The sequence below is a fragment of the Fluviicola taffensis DSM 16823 genome, from assembly GCF_000194605.1.
In the GTDB taxonomy this organism is placed as follows: domain Bacteria; phylum Bacteroidota; class Bacteroidia; order Flavobacteriales_D; family Crocinitomicaceae; genus Fluviicola; species Fluviicola taffensis.
In genome coordinates this window covers 2,064,740-2,081,364 of the sequence record NC_015321.1, presented here as the reverse complement: position 1 = coordinate 2,081,364, position 16,625 = coordinate 2,064,740, and the positions used below count along the sequence as shown (strand labels likewise).

Genomic DNA, 16,625 nt, shown 5'->3' with positions numbered 1-16,625 from the left:
TTATCCCTTATCTTTTCCATTTTTATTTATAACAAAATCGTAGTCCTTAATTGCCCTGTCCACATCTCCATTATCAGAATAAGCATCCCCTCGATTCATGTATAACCAATCTAGATCAGGATAGTCTTTAATGAGACTGGAATAATGTTTGATCGATAGTTGGTAATCACCATTGAAATAGGCCTCTTGTGCTACTTTGAAATCATTGGAAGTAATAATTTCATCCTCAATGTCTTGCTGATTTTTACACCCAATAAGAAAAATCAATAGAGATAGTAGAGCTAGAATTTTATATGATTTGTTCATTCTTTGTTTTAGTTACTATTATTACCAAGCATGCGTTACACAACCGACTTCCGTTCCAGGAAAGATTTTCCGGATGCTGGTAGTTCTTCCAGTTTCTTTGCAACTTCTAAGCGAGCTTCGCTTCCATTTTCGGTGATATATGCCAATTCTTCTTTGGTTAATAGCATCACATTTACCAAGCAGATTTTTTCCAATGACAATTCCAATTCAGCTGGCACTTGTTTCGAACTTAAGCCCAATAAAACACCAACCCGTTCGTGTTCATTCTGAAATGATTCGGGAACAGTGCAATGATACAACTCTGTTGAAACGTATTTGTGTTCCTGGATAATGGAAGCAATATTCGGATTTCCGGCAGCCAGTTGAGCCGCTTGATATACCACCGTGAATTGCCAGGAAGACTTGATATCATCAAAAGACCCCAAATTTTCGCTGCATTCAATGTAAAATTCGCATCCAATACCATTATACGCTTGATTATCCGGATTTTCATCAAAATCATTGTATGGATCACTGAGTCCATCAGAAGATAAAATAGTTCCTGAAGGTGTATCGATGACCACAAAAGCCTGGCGAGTAGAAGGCCATTCGGGACCACCCATAAAAGCTGGATTAATCAAATGAGTGATTACATCTGTGTGAAGATTTCCAATTGATTTCCAGTTCTTCTCACGAATTTGAGCCGATTGAGTAAAGTGTTCTTCGTAATTCATTACGGGTGTTTTTATTCATTTACATCCTTTAAATATATTGTTTTTGCAGGAACAGAATGCATTATGTTCCTATAAAAATCAAAAAATCCCATCCGCAGAGGCGAATGGGATTTACACTGTGATATCATAAAAACGGCACAATTATTAACATCACAACATGGTTAAAACACGTAGGGATGCGATTAATCGCATCCCTACTGTTCAATTTATTTCAAGTTCTATCCTGAACACATTTACCTACGGTGAATTAGCCATTTGCTTTTACAAAGCAATCAATTTCTTACGAAATTGAGATAGAATTAAATTCTAGCCTGAACACATTTCACAGTTATCTGGATTATCCAAAGAACATGCGATTGCTGCTTGTTGTTCTTCCAATTCAGCTGCCGAAATTGCTGCTGGTTCTTCCGTTACTGCTTTATCTACTGTGAACTTAATTGCATCTGTTGCAGCTTTCGTTCTCAAGTAATACATTCCTGTTTTCAATCCTTTTTTCCAACCGTAGAAGTGCATGGAAGTCAATTTACCAAAGTTTGCATTTTCCATGAAAATGTTCAACGATTGAGATTGACAAATGTATGCTCCACGATCAGCAGCTTGCTCTATAATTGCTTTTTGAGAAATTTCCCAAGCTGTTTTGTATAAATCCTTGATGTATTGAGGAATCTCGTTGATGTTTTGAACAGATCCATTTGCTGCCATCAATTTCTGACGCATGTCCTTCGTCCATAAACCTTCTTTCACCAAATCCTTCAACAAGTGTTTGTTTACGATGATAAACTCACCAGACAATACACGACGTGTGTAGATATTCGACGTATAAGGCTCAAAACACTCGTTGTTTCCAAGAATTTGAGCTGTTGAAGCTGTTGGCATTGGAGCAACTAACAAAGAGTTACGCACACCATATTTCGCTACTTCTTCTTTCAATAAATCCCATTCCCAACGACTTGTTGGAGTAACACCCCACATATCGTATTGGAAAACCCCTTTTGAAACTGGAGAACCAGCATACGTTTCGTAAGGACCTTCAGCCATAGCCAAGTCTTTAGAAGCTGTCATTGCCGCGTAATAGATTGTTTCAAAAATCTCACGGTTTAATGCTCTTGCCTCTTCAGATTCGAAAGGATAACGCAACATGATGAATGTATCTGCTAATCCTTGAACTCCCAATCCGATTGGACGGTGACGCATATTTGACTTGCGTGCTTCTTCTACTGGATAGAAGTTACCATCAATAATGCGATTCAAGTTTACAGTTGCTTGGTATGTTACTTCAAACAATTTGTCGTGATCAAACTTACCATCTTCTGTTACATATTTTGGTAACGCCAAAGAAGCCAAGTTACAAACAGCGATTTCATCTGGTGCAGTATACTCAATAATCTCAGTACACAAGTTAGAAGATTTAATCACTCCTAAATTCTGTTGATTTGATTTCGCATTAGCTGCATCTTTGTACAACATATATGGCGTACCAGTCTCAATTTGAGATTCCAATACTTTGAACCATAAATCTTGTGCTTTGATTGTTTTACGACCTTTTCCTTCAGTTTCGTATTGCGTGTACAATGCTTCGAATTCAGCACCAAACGTATCAGAAAGACCTGGACATTCGTGTGGACACATCAAGGTCCAATCTCCGTTTTCTTCTACGCGTTTCATGAACAAATCTGGAATCCATAAAGCGAAGAACAGATCACGTGCACGCATTTCTTCTTTTCCTGTATTCTTTTTCAAGTCTAGGAAATCGAACACATCTGCATGCCAAGGCTCAATGTACATTGCGAAAGAACCTTTACGTTTTCCTCCACCTTGATCTACATAACGAGCTGTATCATTGAATACACGTAACATTGGAACGATTCCGTTAGATGTACCATTTGTTCCTTTGATATATGATCCTGTTGCACGGATATTGTGAATAGCTAAACCGATACCACCAGCCGATTGAGAAATCTGAGCGCAAGATTTCAACGTTTCGTAGATACCTTCAATGCTATCATCTTTCATCGTTAACAAGAAACATGAAGACATTTGAGGTTTTGGTGTGCCTGCATTAAACAACGTTGGTGTAGCATGAGTAAACCATCCCTCAGACATCAAGTTGTATGTTTTGATTGCTTGTGGCAAATCATTTTTGTGAATACCAACAGCAACACGCATCAACATTTGTTGTGGTCTTTCTGCGATTTCACCCTTTGTTCTCAACAAGTAACTTCTTGTCAAGGTTTTGAATCCAAAATAATCGTAGCGGAAATCACGATCATAAATAATACTTGAATCCAATAATTCACTGTTGTTTTGAATCACTTCATACACATCATCAGCAATCAAAGAAGCACGTTGACCCGTTTTAGGATCTACGTATTTATACAAATCTTCCATTACTTCAGAGAACGATTTTTTCGTTTCCTTGTGTAAGTTAGACACAGCAATTCTTGATGCTAACAAAGCATAATCTGGATGATCAATTGTTTTAGCTGCTGCAACCTCAGCCGCTAAATTATCTAATACCGTTGTTGTTACCCCATCGTAAATTCCTTCGATGACCTTCATGGCAACAGCCTCTGGGGAAACTAGTGGGTCTAGCCCATAACACATCTTGATGATGCGTGCAGTGATTTTGTCAAATTTCACCGCCTCTTTTCTTCCGTCTCTTTTTAATACGTACATTTTGCGCTCTATTTTTGGTTGTTGTTACTTGTAATATAATGATTTAAAATTCTTCGTCCAAACTAAATGTTTGGTCTTCCTTGTTCGACATAACGCCCGATTTTTGGTACTCAGCCACTCGTTTTTCGAAGAAATTTGTTTTTCCTTGTATCGAAATCATATCCATGAAATCGAACGGATTTGTTGTATTGAACACTTTAGGATTCCCAAGCTCCGTCAATAAACGGTCTGCAACGAACTCAATGTATTGAGCCATTAAATCTGCATTCATACCTATTAACTTCACAGGTAATGCATCCGTTACAAACTCTTTCTCAATTTCAACAGCATCCAAGATAATTTCTTGAACTTGTTCTTTTGAAAGTTGGTGAATCAAATGTTTGGTGTACAATAAACATGCGAAATCGCAATGTAGACCTTCGTCGCGAGAAATCAATTCATTGGAGAACGACAATCCTGGCATTAAGCCGCGTTTTTTTAACCAGAAAATCGAACAGAATGAACCAGAGAAAAAGATTCCTTCTACAGCAGCGAATGCAACTAAACGCTCTGCAAATGAACCATTATCTATCCAACGCAACGCCCAATCTGCCTTCTTACGAACACAATCGATGGTATCCAATGCATTGAATAAATGATTTTTCTCTTTTTGATCCTTGATGTAAGTATCAATTAACAACGAATAAGTCTCTGAATGGATGTTTTCCATGGCAACTTGGAAACCGTAAAAGAATTTTGCCTCTGTGTATTGCACTTCAGCCAAAAAATGCTCTGCAAGGTTCTCGTTTACGATTCCATCAGATGCTGCAAAAAACGCTAAAACGTGTTTTACAAAATGGCGCTCATCATCACTCAATTTTGTTTCCCAATCGATTAAATCTGGCGATAAATCAATTTCTTCTGCAGTCCAAAAACTTGCTTCTGCTTTCTTATAAAAAGACCAAATGTCTTCATGTTGGATTGGGAACAACACGAATCTGTTTTTGTTTTCCGATAAGATTGGTTCTGCGTTTGCCATTTTAATTTGTGTTTTTTTTAGTCAATAATTCCTATGCCATGATTCGTGAAAATCACAGATTTTTTGTTTTGGTATTCAAATTTCAGTTAGTTTCCCCTTCAATTTTGTTGTGTGTGCTCAACAAGTTTTTCACTCAAAGGGGCATACAAAAATTGTCATAATTCTTTCCTTTCGCAATTAAAGAAATCCACAATTGTTTGAGGTTTTCAACACCACTACTTTGAAAGCCTTTAACATGAACACTTAGCGAGTTTATCAACACAACCTTTAAAGATATTCACAGTACATAATCTGCAATTCATCGAAGAATTAGCTAGATTCGTCCAACTTCAAGTGGATTAGGGCTTTCAGTCGACTTTCCTATAAAATTAGTGGAAAATGGAACTGTTTTTTTTATTATTTTTAGGACACTATTAACAGTCAAATGTTCATAGTTTCGTAAAACCAAATAAACACTGCTATGTCACTTTTTGTGTCTCCAAAATTTAACAAATGGACCCGGGATTTGCTTCATGTAATCTATCCTCAAAACTGTTTGATTTGTCAACATGAATTCAATCAATCCAAACTAGCAATCTGTCCCATTTGTTTGAGTGAATTATCCTACACCCAATTCGAAAATTACCAAGAAGCAAGTAACTTGGATAAACTTTTTTGGGGAAGGGTTCAACTTGCCGGAACGTATGCTCTGTTGCGATTTAAACAAGAAAACTCAACTCAACGGATATTACACGAGCTCAAATACAAAAACAATTCGGAAGTAGGCATTCATTTCGGGAAGGAAATGGGGTTAAAAATTGGTTTGATGGAACAATTTAAAGATGCCGATGCTTTAATCCCTGTGCCGCTCCATCCGAAAAAAGAATTTATAAGAGGGTATAATCAGTCTGAGATTATTTCGAAAGGAATCTCAGAAACTAGTGGAATTGAGATTCGAACCGATTTATTGAAACGAACATCCTTTACTGAAAGTCAAACTAAAAAAGGCAGAACTTCTCGTTGGGACAATATGCAAAACAGGTTTAAACTACAAGCTAAAAAAGAAAACAAGCTTCAACATTTGATTATTGTAGATGATGTCGCAACAACTGGTTCCACATTGGAAACTTGTGTGCGAATTCTTCGCAATCAATTCCCAGACGCCAAAATAAGCGTTGTAGTTCTTGCTGTTGCAGAATGAGTTGTCAACTAATTATTGTTTCTAAACTGGATTTAGCAGTTTAATTCGTAATTTTCCGGTCATGTTGATTACTATACTTATTCTGATTTTGACCTTGGTGGTCGTTCCATTGATGACTTTCTACTTTGGAACTCCTTTAAATGCTCTTCAAATAGAAGTACTTACGGATATGGGGGTCGTTCTAGCAATCGTGACTGGTGTTTGCTTCTTGCTCGGAGAAATCACCAAAAACAATTCTCAAATCGATAAAATTTGGAGTATTATTCCCCTTTATTACGTTTGGCATGTTGCCTATGCAGGTGATTTTGCCCCACGTTTAGTTCTAATGGCAGTGGTAGTAAGCGTTTGGGGAATACGATTAACCTACAACTTTGCTCGAAGAGGTGCTTATCAATGGAAATTTTGGACGGGAGAAGAAGATTATCGGTGGGAAGTATTGCGAAAAAGACCTGGTTTCAACAACCGCTTTGTTTGGATGCTCTTCAATTTATTCTTCATTTGCTCATACCAAAACACGCTTATTTTCTTGTTTTCACTTCCCGTATTAACTGGTTTAGGTGATTCTGCGCCAAGTGCTATTCAACTTTGGGATTGGGTTCTTGCAGGTGCAATCATTGTTGCGGTAGTTATTGAATACATCGCAGATCAACAACAATATGATTTTCAAACGGAGAAATACCGAAGAATCAATAGTGGTGAACCACTCGGTGAATATTCAAAAGGATTTGTAGATACGGGATTATGGAAGTTGGTTCGCCATCCGAATTATGCGATGGAACAAACTGTTTGGTTATTATTCTATGGTTTCAGTGTGGTTGCTACAGGAGAATGGATCAACTGGTCAATGGCGGGATGCTTGTTATTAGTCGTTTTGTTTAAAGGGAGCTCTGATTTTTCAGAAGAACTTACCGCAGCAAAATATCCCGATTACACCAATTACCAACGAAAAACACCACGTTTTATTCCATTTACGAAGTTTGGACGGTGAATCAAGACTTTAAGACTAGAGACGTAAGACAAAAGACAGGAATCTGTCTAAAGTCTTTGGTCTTCCATCTTAAGTCTTAATCTTTTTCAACACCTTTGTGCCATGAAAGTATTGGTTGTAGGATGTGGGGTTACTGGAATTTGCCTGACGCATGAATTACTTCAAGCTGACTGTGAAGTACAAATCATCGACAATGGAAAAAATGTTTCTTCTACTGTTGCAGCTGGAATAATCAACCCCCTTGTATTTAGACGCATGACTTTGAGTTGGCGTGTTTCAGAATTTATTCCATTCGCGACCAAAAAATACCAAGAATTCGAGCAAAAAATAAATGCTTCTTTCTTTCATCCATTGGTGATTCGTCGATTATTTCCTTCTGTCCAAGAATTAGATTTTTGGAAAAAGAAGCAGGATTTACCTGAATATTCGGATTACATGGAAACCTTGACCGAAGAAGATTTACATTTCCCCATTCCGCAAAACACCTTTGGAACCGCACGTGTAAAACAAGCTTCCTATATCGATGCAAAGGAGTTCGTCTCTGCTAACAAAGATTACTTTCGCACTCAGAAAATTCTTTTGGATGAGTCATTTAATCACAACGAATTAGATCCTGAAACAGCTGTCTACAAAGGTGTTTCGTTCGATTTCATTCTTTTTGCAGAAGGAAAAGATTCGAGCTACAATCCACTTTTCGGTTACTTGCCTTTGCAACTTACAAAAGGAGAAGTGTTAACCATTCAATCTGACACTTTTTACGCAAAAGAATCATTGAATCGCAAGTGTTTTTTACTTCCAATCGGAAATTCTCAGTTTAAAGTGGGTTCAACCTATGTTTGGGATACAGATAATACAATTCCAACTGAGGAGGGACTTAAAACAATCACGGAAAACTTGAAATCACTTAGCTCTGAACCCTATCAAATTGTGGAACACAGTGCTGGTGTTCGACCAACAGTTCTTGACAGGAGGCCATTATTAGGCAAACATCCTAAATTTCCAAAAATGGTTATAGCAAATGGATTGGGTGCAAAAGGATACATGCTTGCTCCGCTTTTGATGCATGAATTGGTAAAACATATCCTAGAAGGCTACGAAATACCCACTGATTCACACATTAAGCGATTTGAATCACTTATACATTATTAAGGATTTCTTTCAAATAAACCTGAATTCGCTTGTTTGAGCCTACAATCCAAATAACATCATCGACTTCGAAAACCACATCTGGATCTGGATTTACCATTCTATCCTCATTCCGTTCAAGACCAACCACAATTCCATTACATCTTTCGCGCATCTTCGAATGGCGCATCGTTTGACCAACCAGGTACGAATCATCTGGAATAGAAAATGAATGCAACCCTACTTGTGAGGAATCCACTTTTGATTCTTCTTTGACATCTTTCACCGCAATGTAATCCTTGAAAAGAGTAAGTTGTTCATCCGTTCCAATTACAGAAATAACATCATTTGGGTAAAGCACATTGTCCTGTCTTGGAATATTTATAGTGATATCTCCTCGTTGAATAATAACAATGTTTACTCCAAAGGTCTCTCTCAACTTCATTGTACTCAAGGGTAAACCAATAATTGGAGAACGAGCTTCTAACGTAAATTTCGTTAAGTGAGAATCCCAAGGAGCCAAAACATGTTGTGCGCTTTGTTGGGAGCGTTCACGATCGTGCAAATTCAGAAGGAAACGCGATTCAATACGTCCATAAAATTGCTTTATTCGGTGCCGTTGAGTAACAAAAATAAATGTACTCACCACAACCCCAATAAATGCCGCAAGTGGTGAATAATAGGTTGCAAACACGAAACCTATAAAGAAAATAGCCAACGCTATTCTTGAAATAATCAAGGCTAAAAGCGGTCCGCGATACAGTGGTTTTGTCCAGATGTTTGCATAGGTTTTGGAAGGTCCACGTCTAAATGCCAAAGCATACAAAAAGGGGGCTATGAGCAACAGGGTTAGGGAGACGATAAACAAGTTTTTCCATTTACTCGCATCAAAAAGTGGGGCCAAAAATTGATTGGCTAATAGAATGATACTAATAATTACCACCGAAAAGATCACCGTATTGATCAAATAAAATCGGATTAACTTCTTCCAATCACTTGCTTCTGTAACTTGTTGTGTTCCCAAACTATATTTATACAACCGGTTTTTCCATTTTTCAGGAGTTTTTAAAGTCACCCAGTCGGACACTTTTCCTGAAAACCCAATCATATAAGGTGTCGTAAATGTTGTAAGAACTGATACTGCTACGGCAACTGGGTATAAAAAATCACTTGTTACATTCAGTGTGACCCCCAATGTTGCTATAATAAAGGAGAATTCACCTATTTGAGATAAACTCATACCCGTTTGGACGGCTACTTTAATAGGTTGACCTGCAAGTAAGGCTCCAATAGTTGCAAAAATCGGTTTCCCCATCAAAAGTACGAAGGTTGAAATTCCAATTGGAAGGGCGTACTCCACCAACATATTTGGGTCTAACAACATTCCTACCGAAACGAAGAAAATTGCTCCAAAGAGGTCTTTTACAGATTGAACCAAATGCTCTATTTTTTCCACTTTCGGAGTCTCTGCTAAAATGGAACCCATGATGAATGCTCCTAAAGCCGGTGAAAATCCTGCTTGAGAAGAAAGCACAACCATCAGAAAACAAAGAGCCAAGGAAACTACAAGCAAAGTTTCATCATTCAAGTACTTCTTGAGTTTTTTAAACATGGTAGGTAAGAAGAAAATTCCCGATACGAACCAGAGAACTAGGAAGAAAACAAGTTTGAGAATCGAATAAATCATTTCGATTCCTTCAAAAGAGCGACTAATCGAAACGGTGGATAAAATCACCATCAAAACAACAGCTACCAAATCCTCAATGATCAAAGCACCCAATACAATTCCTGCGAATTTTTGACTTTTAACACCTAATTCATCGAAAGCACGGAAGATTATCGTCGTAGAAGCAATACTCAAAATTCCTCCCATAAATAAGGAGTCCATGAGTTTCCATCCCATTATGACACCTACATTGTATCCAATCAAGAAGGTCATTCCAACCCCCATAAGTGAGGTAATGACGGCAACATTCCCAACTTTCAATAATTTCTTGAAACTAAATTCGAGTCCCAAACCAAAGAGTAAGAAAATAACACCAATCTCTGCCCATGTCTTGATTCCGTCCGATTCTACAACAGTTGGAAAAAAATTGAAATAAGGTCCGACAATTACTCCCGCAATAATGTACCCTAAAACAACGGGTTGCTTTAACATTTTGAAAATGATGGTCATTACAGCTGCAGCACCTAATATTAATGCTAAATCAAAGATTAATTCCGGAACGTGCCCCATGAAAATTATTTTGTGGTTCTAACTAAAAAACCAATTTGTGACGATTCCTAAAATTAGCAAAAATGCCCCGATTTTGTATTAAAATGAGATTAAAACGAGTGAAAATCTGTTAAAAGAGAACGAATCTTCAATTTTTTCTCAAAGAAATTACTGAGATCTTTTGCCCATCGATTATTTCTTCATGCGCCTACTTGTCTCTTTCATTCGTCATAGTAACACATGAATGATACAACTTTATACTTTTTCCAAAAAAAATTCTTTTCTCATGCAGCGAAAACGTGTTTTTGTTATCTACTAAAAAGAACACATTAAAATACACACTATGAAAAGAAAACTTTTAATCCCAATTGCTGCTACATCAGCCATTTTTTTGTTAGCTATTGCTTGTAAAAAGCAGAACCCCACAACACCTGTCAATAATAACTGTGTCGAAGATACTCCTTGCTCATTCTGCTTTGGGGATATGTTGGAACTGGGAACGGATAACCTCATCATTTCAACTCCTTACGCACAACAGGTTCCCTTTCTTATAAACGGTCAACAAGTGGGTCCAAGTCCCATTTTAAACAAAACTCCAACCGGTTTTTACGGGTACCAAGGTGGCGTTTCAATAGCATTCAACAGTGCAAATATGCTTGCTTGTGTTTCCAACAAAATCACTTTTGTACATGGTCGTATTCCAAACAATTCCAACCCTTTTCCAGCATTGGTGAATGTACAGTTTCCCGGAACACCAATGATCTCTACGATTCCGGATTCCTTGAATTACTTCTTAAATCCTTACGGGTATACCGTGGAACACCATTTCCAACCGGGGCAGGTCTGGATGTCTCAAGTTCCAGGGGAAAGCTTTACAGGAATAGTCGACTCTATTATCATCCGCGGACCAGAATTTGAAACCGTAACAGTTGGTGCAAACTTGTTTGAATCCGAATTACGCAGCATTTGTGTAGCACATGAATAACTAACCTTTTTAATACTTAACAGAGAAAATCCGTCGTGGCGGATTTCTCTTTTTACCATTCATTCCTATTGAAATTCAGTTCTATCCATATAGCCGTTGATGTGTTTCAGGATTCTCGTGATCCTGAAGCATTCAATGCTATTTATAAAATGCTTTCACCTAAACTCTACTACGTGTGTCTCCGCTACCTGAAAAATGATGCGGATGCACAAGATGCTTTACAGGAAACTTTCGTTACAGCTTATCGAAAAATAGATTCCTTCCTTGGACAAGGAAGCTTTGAAGGCTGGATTCGCAGAATTGCTGTAAATACTTGTTTATCTAAACTTCGAATTGACAAAAAACAATTTGAACAAGAAGATTACAACCTAGATAAAGCGCAGATTCTGTCAGAAGAGGAAGAGTATCTTCAAAAAGAAGAAACGGAAGCCAAATTGCTTCGTGCATTAAAAGAACTGCCAGATGGATACCGAACCATCATTAATCTCGCTATTCTGGAGGATTATTCTCACCGTGAGATCGGTGAATTACTGAATATCACGGAAAGTACTTCCCGCTCTCAATTATCTAGGGCGAAAGCTGCATTGAAACTCAAACTGGAACACGAATGAAAAAGAACGAAAACAAACGGTTGGACCAACTTCTGAAAGATCAGTTATCAGAAGGAACAACTCCTGTTCCAGATTTCGTATGGGACAAAATTGAAGAAGAACTTTTCCCAAAAAAGAAAAGACGGGGTTTCTTCTGGTGGTTTTTTAGCGGATTATGCATACTGATAATGGGTGGTTTATTTGGCATTGCTTTCTCTGGTCAAAAGGCGCATTCTCAAAACACCGTTCTTTCAAAGAATTCGGCTTCAGAATCCTTAAACACTTCTGTATTAAGCACAAAATATCCGATTCGTAACATGAAATTTACAACTATAAATCCCGCTAAAACAAAGGGCTGTTCGCAATATCGCGAACATGCAACTGAAACAACTAAACACTCCGATTTTGGTCCAAATCCCGTACGCAAGAAACACGATACCAATACCCATCAAAAAACGTCCAAATCCTTCTCTAAAAAACATTCCAAATCCAAAATGACATTATCCATTAGTTCAAAAGATTTGCTTTCTAAAAAAACAGATCCACGTCCTTCCTCCATAAAGCAAAATCAGAAAGACCTGAATAACTTGAATGTTCCGATAACCGATCAGAATACAACTACTCACTCAACTCCTGAAAACCAAGAGGTGGAAGCAAAAACTGAATCCACCCTAAAATCCGATTCAATAATCAATAAAAGTCTAAGCTATTCTGAAATCCTAGCTTTAATCAAACGAGATTCTCCCGAGAATCCGAACGAATTGAAAGAAGAAAAACGCAATTCGTTCTTCTCACTTGGAATTTACGGAGGTCCATCATTATATAGTACTGCTACTTTTAAAGATTATTTCTCTTCTGGACAATTGAGTAATCGCACCTTTGCTTCTTCTGGATTTGAACTTGGATTGCAAGCCCGTTTCAAAATCGGAAATCGTTTTCGGGTTTATGCCGGATTGGCTTTCAACCAAAAACAAACGCAATTCACATATAACTTGGCCATTACTGAAGCCGATTACTTCACCTATATTGCAAATGGTAAAAAAATACCTCTGGCAAATATTCAAGATGAAGGACCAAACCTCTGCTTTCTAGCAAAAGATGTGCTGGTTCGTTACAACATACAATCCGCTTTCATTTCTTTGGGAACCCAGTTTGAAGTTCTTAAAATTGGAAGATTTTCTGCCGCGGCTGATCTGAGATTTTCCTGCAATATCTACTCATCTCTCACACTCAAAGAAACCAAGGTTCTTGATATTCAACAACCCAATTCAGAAAATTTTAGTTATTTCCAACCGGGAGCAGGACTTTCTTTGAATTATCAATTGAATCAACGAATTTCTCTGGGATTATCTCCATTCTTCAGTAAACAATTCTATTTAAAGGAATCGTTTTCGCGAAAGATGGATGAATTGGTCATTCCAGTTACTGTTTCGTTCCAATTCTGATTGAATAAAAACCCTCTTCTTAAAGCACTAAAATCCAGTTAGTACTTTTCAGTTCGTGTTTCATAAAGAGGATTCAAAAGAGTATTTGTCTGCAGGCGAATACTCTTTTTTTGTTTTCAATTCGGTTCATACCCGTTTTTCGGTATTTGATGAATGCTATTTTCTATTTAGTACCATATAGCGGATCGGACTATGGAAATTATTCTAACTTAGTTCCAACTTAAAAGAACACTATTCATGAAAAAGAACACTTTAACCCTTTTATTTGGGGGACTAACTGTTATTGGTATAACAGCACTCACCAATTGCACTTCCGGAACGGATGAAAAAGTCGAGAAGACTGGCTATGAAACCAGCAGCTCACCGGATTCCCTTTGTTTGGTAAATCCAAGTTGGTTTCCCCACAGTCAAACTCCAGCTCCTGAAGAAGGACAAGGAAGTCCATTCGATACTTCCAGCACCACTAATCAGATCTTTCATCAATGGTCCTGGAACAAATTCCTTTGGCTCACAAAACCAGATGCAGGAGGAAACCCATTGTTTTTGAATCAAAGCAAAGTAAAACAGGTAACCTCTCACATGGGAGCTGTTTCTGTACCAAGCGGGGCATTGGTGGTGCTTCAAGACACTGCACAAGCCGGATTTGAAAGTGCTGTTTTGAAAACAAATCCGAATTACAACAATGGAACCGGTGCTATGGTTTATTATTCCATTCATATGAATCCGACCATGTACACCGCTGGACTCGGTTTCGCAAACCAACTTAAGAACGGTCAGTTACCCGCTTCAAATGAAGCATCCTTCCCGGTTGGATCATTTGAGTTGAAAGTAGCTTGGGTTCCGGTTTCCGCAATTCCAGCTTCGAAGCAATCGGAATATTATACGGCAACGGCATCTCTTTCCACAAACAACGGTGTATCCTTTACAAATACAGAAGTTGCTTTGATTGGAATGCATGTAGTTGGAATTGTTCAAAATCACCCGGAATTCATTTGGGCAACGTTTGAACACGACGATTTGTCACCGGATTATGATTGGGATGCAAATTCTGCCAGCTCTGCTTCAGACCAACTCTTATTTAAAACTGGAAATACCAGCGGAATTAACGGAATCCTATATAATTCGACCACTGAATTAGGACAAACTCCGAACCAAGTATTCGATCTATTCCAATACGGAATTCCACGCAATTCGGATGGTACATTTATGAATACATCGCAACAGGAGCCTGCTGATTTTCAAAATGTGGACGGGATCAATCAATGTGTGAAATCGCAATTGGATGACGTTTGGGCAAATTACTTCTACAACGGATCGATCTGGTTAAACACGGACGGAAAAACACCGTTGCAGCAAGCACAATTGATTGATAGTTTAGCAGGAAACATTGGAAATGCAACTCCGGGAAGCTTTGCACGCGGTAGTATGAACTGTGCCAATGTAACGATGGAAACTTTTACGCAAACTTTTGAGACGAATATTAGCCAAATCAATGCAGGAACTTTGGCGAACTGCTTCTCTTGCCACAGTTCTCAATCGTTCTCTGTGAGTTCAAATGTTTCTCCGATTTATCTGAGTCACAGTTTTCAGGGATATTTGCTTGATTTGCAAGGGAATTCCTTCAAGAAAACAGAAACAATCAAATCCAAGGCAGAACAGCGTGTGCTGAAACTGATGAGGAAATAACGAAAACTATAAAGGCGATCCTTAGGGATCGCCTTTTCTTAACATCTTTTTCTCCCGCAGATGGCGCAGATTTGAAACTTATACCTGCTTAAATCATAACCATACAATTTGCGTTATTTGCGTAATCCGCGGAAAATTAAAATCTATTTTACAATTCCATTTCCTGGTTCTGCTTTCCTAAAATTGATGTCTTGTTCACCGTTGAGATTTTTCACTTTTTCAAATTGGAATACTTCACTGCTAACCACTCGTTGCAAGCAAATATCAATCATAGTAGTCGAATTAGGCTGCAGAGCTTTATCAAACAATTCTTTGGAAGCGATGATTTCACATGGAAGGTAGCTAATAAATCCTTCATTTGGTCGCGGTCGAATAATGAGTCCTAGTTTGTTTAGTCCTTTTAATTCATCCAATACAAAATCATTCGCAACCATGCGTTTTCTTCCATGTAGCACGTCGTAATTGAAAAAATAAGTGACGGTTGATTTATTGATTCCGTTACATTGTCTGTCCGAGAAAAATCCTGCTGGCAAGCCATTTGGATCGTGATTTTCCCCTGTAAGAATCAAATCAAAATCGGTTACTGGATGTCCTTCGGAATCAGACAATCTGAAATGAATCATTGAATAACGATCGTGAACATAGATTTTATTTCCCAAAAGTCTTTTATCTTCTTCCACCAACCCTTTTTCTTGCACAACCGTAGTTTCATCAGCAAATTCTCCTGTCAATTTTTGATAATCCCCAATCGTCGCAACTGCGATACAGCGGAAAATTGCATCAACCGTTTCAGTACTTTCAGCAATGTTTACATCCTTTCGAACACTTCGCATAATCCCCATTTCCTTTCCAGAATGCGATTTATTGGTCACCACTCGAAAAGGAGTTTTAGGAGCTTCGTGAAATTCAGAAACTTCCAGTTTTTTGGCTTGCCACTTTCCTCCCTGTAATTGGGGAATTTCTTGTGTAAGCTTTACATAGCGACTATTTTGATTAGCTGCCGCAACACGAACGACTCCATCGCTTCCTAATTCTCCAGTATAAGAATTGAGATGGTCATACAATTTACGGTCGATATCCTGACCAATCAATGAAAACGGGAAAATTCCATTTGAACCAATATGCGTTTCCCCATTCAAAATCCAATCTTTGTTCAATTTCCACGCCTCATTACTTCCGAGTTCCAACCAATTCAACACGCGTTGCCCTGGTTCCACACCGTCAAACCACGATTTAATTCTACTCAAGCGACTTTTACCCAATTGTGCCAGTGCAGAACCGAAATTCGCTGGAGCCAACATCACCAAATGACTCATTGGGCACGTTTTCTTCTGATCCTTGTAGTAATCGTTCCACCAAGTTCGCACAACAGGTCCTCCCGTAGAGTGAGTTATACAAACAAATCGATCATCAGAGCCAAGATTTGGAACGAGTTGTTTTTGAACAGCCTGTTCCAGAGCTCGAGCAATATCATCCAAACGCACTTCGTCGTTAAAACTAATGTAGCGTCCGAGAAAAATGTGTTCTATCTTGAGTTGAAATCCGTAATTGGGAGCATCCTGCATCAAGCGCAAAGGCATTTCTCCGTAAGTGTCAAGGTTTGTAACACTGTATCCGTGAACAAAGGCAAGGGTTAATGTTTTCATTGAAAATAGCTTAAAGGTTGGGGGAATTTAATGGTTTTTTTTGATTCTTATT

13 protein-coding genes are annotated in these 16,625 nt (G+C 38.2%); 7 read left to right on the top strand and 6 right to left on the bottom strand.

What is annotated here, in order from left to right; all coding sequences use genetic code 11:
- The 4 genes from FLUTA_RS09065 to FLUTA_RS09050 form a co-directional block, all read right to left on the bottom strand.
- Entirely contained in the window at positions 1 to 306 is a 306-nt protein-coding gene (locus tag FLUTA_RS09065; RefSeq protein ID WP_043023737.1) for a tetratricopeptide repeat protein, read from the bottom strand.
- A 35-nt stretch (positions 307 to 341) separates the two neighbouring features.
- Positions 342 to 1,019 (bottom strand): suppressor of fused domain protein, encoded by a 678-nt coding sequence (locus FLUTA_RS09060; protein WP_013686568.1) that lies wholly within the window; start codon positions 1,017 to 1,019, stop codon positions 342 to 344.
- A 306-nt stretch (positions 1,020 to 1,325) separates the two neighbouring features.
- Positions 1,326 to 3,695: a ribonucleoside-diphosphate reductase subunit alpha gene (locus tag FLUTA_RS09055; protein WP_013686566.1), complete on the bottom strand. Its 2,370-nt coding sequence runs from the start codon at positions 3,693 to 3,695 to the stop codon at positions 1,326 to 1,328.
- 43 nt (positions 3,696 to 3,738) lie between these two features.
- A complete protein-coding gene (locus FLUTA_RS09050; protein ID WP_013686565.1) occupies positions 3,739 to 4,713 on the bottom strand; it encodes a ribonucleotide-diphosphate reductase subunit beta in 975 nt (324 codons plus the stop codon).
- Positions 4,714 to 5,173: 460 nt separating this feature from the next.
- Between FLUTA_RS09050 and FLUTA_RS09045 the strand changes: the two genes are divergently transcribed.
- The 3 genes from FLUTA_RS09045 to FLUTA_RS09035 all read left to right on the top strand — a co-directional run bounded on the left by FLUTA_RS09045 (position 5,174) and on the right by FLUTA_RS09035 (position 8,030).
- Positions 5,174 to 5,893, top strand: coding sequence for a ComF family protein (locus tag FLUTA_RS09045; protein WP_013686564.1), 720 nt, complete (start codon positions 5,174 to 5,176; stop codon positions 5,891 to 5,893).
- A 61-nt stretch (positions 5,894 to 5,954) separates the two neighbouring features.
- Complete coding sequence (locus FLUTA_RS09040; RefSeq protein WP_013686563.1) at positions 5,955 to 6,881, top strand: DUF1295 domain-containing protein; 927 nt, start codon at positions 5,955 to 5,957, stop codon at positions 6,879 to 6,881.
- A gap of 102 nt (positions 6,882 to 6,983) precedes the next feature.
- Positions 6,984 to 8,030 carry an NAD(P)/FAD-dependent oxidoreductase gene (locus FLUTA_RS09035; protein ID WP_013686562.1) on the top strand — a complete coding sequence of 349 codons (1,047 nt, stop codon included), beginning with the start codon at positions 6,984 to 6,986 and terminating at the stop codon, positions 8,028 to 8,030.
- Here the strand turns inward: FLUTA_RS09035 and FLUTA_RS09030 are convergent.
- Positions 8,017 to 10,242: a monovalent cation:proton antiporter family protein gene (locus FLUTA_RS09030; protein ID WP_013686561.1), complete on the bottom strand. Its 2,226-nt coding sequence runs from the start codon at positions 10,240 to 10,242 to the stop codon at positions 8,017 to 8,019. The genes FLUTA_RS09035 and FLUTA_RS09030 overlap by 14 nt on opposite strands.
- A gap of 322 nt (positions 10,243 to 10,564) precedes the next feature.
- On the opposite strand from FLUTA_RS09030, the gene FLUTA_RS09025 reads away from it, so the two are divergent.
- The 4 genes from FLUTA_RS09025 to FLUTA_RS09010 all read left to right on the top strand — a co-directional run bounded on the left by FLUTA_RS09025 (position 10,565) and on the right by FLUTA_RS09010 (position 14,927).
- Positions 10,565 to 11,206, top strand: a complete 642-nt coding sequence (locus FLUTA_RS09025) for a hypothetical protein (RefSeq protein WP_013686560.1) — start codon at positions 10,565 to 10,567, stop codon at positions 11,204 to 11,206.
- A 35-nt stretch (positions 11,207 to 11,241) separates the two neighbouring features.
- Positions 11,242 to 11,817, top strand: coding sequence for an RNA polymerase sigma factor (locus tag FLUTA_RS09020; protein WP_013686559.1), 576 nt, complete (start codon positions 11,242 to 11,244; stop codon positions 11,815 to 11,817).
- Positions 11,814 to 13,241, top strand: coding sequence for an outer membrane beta-barrel protein (locus FLUTA_RS09015; protein ID WP_013686558.1), 1,428 nt, complete (start codon positions 11,814 to 11,816; stop codon positions 13,239 to 13,241). Before FLUTA_RS09020 ends, FLUTA_RS09015 begins: the two co-directional genes overlap by 4 nt.
- Before the next feature lie 237 nt (positions 13,242 to 13,478).
- Entirely contained in the window at positions 13,479 to 14,927 is a 1,449-nt protein-coding gene (locus FLUTA_RS09010) for a hypothetical protein (protein WP_013686557.1), read from the top strand.
- Positions 14,928 to 15,070: 143 nt separating this feature from the next.
- Here the strand turns inward: FLUTA_RS09010 and FLUTA_RS09005 are convergent, their stop codons facing one another.
- The gene (locus FLUTA_RS09005; RefSeq protein ID WP_013686556.1) at positions 15,071 to 16,573 is read right to left on the bottom strand and encodes an esterase/lipase family protein; all 1,503 of its coding nucleotides are present in this window, start codon (positions 16,571 to 16,573) and stop codon (positions 15,071 to 15,073) included.
- Positions 16,574 to 16,625 lie beyond the last annotated feature (52 nt).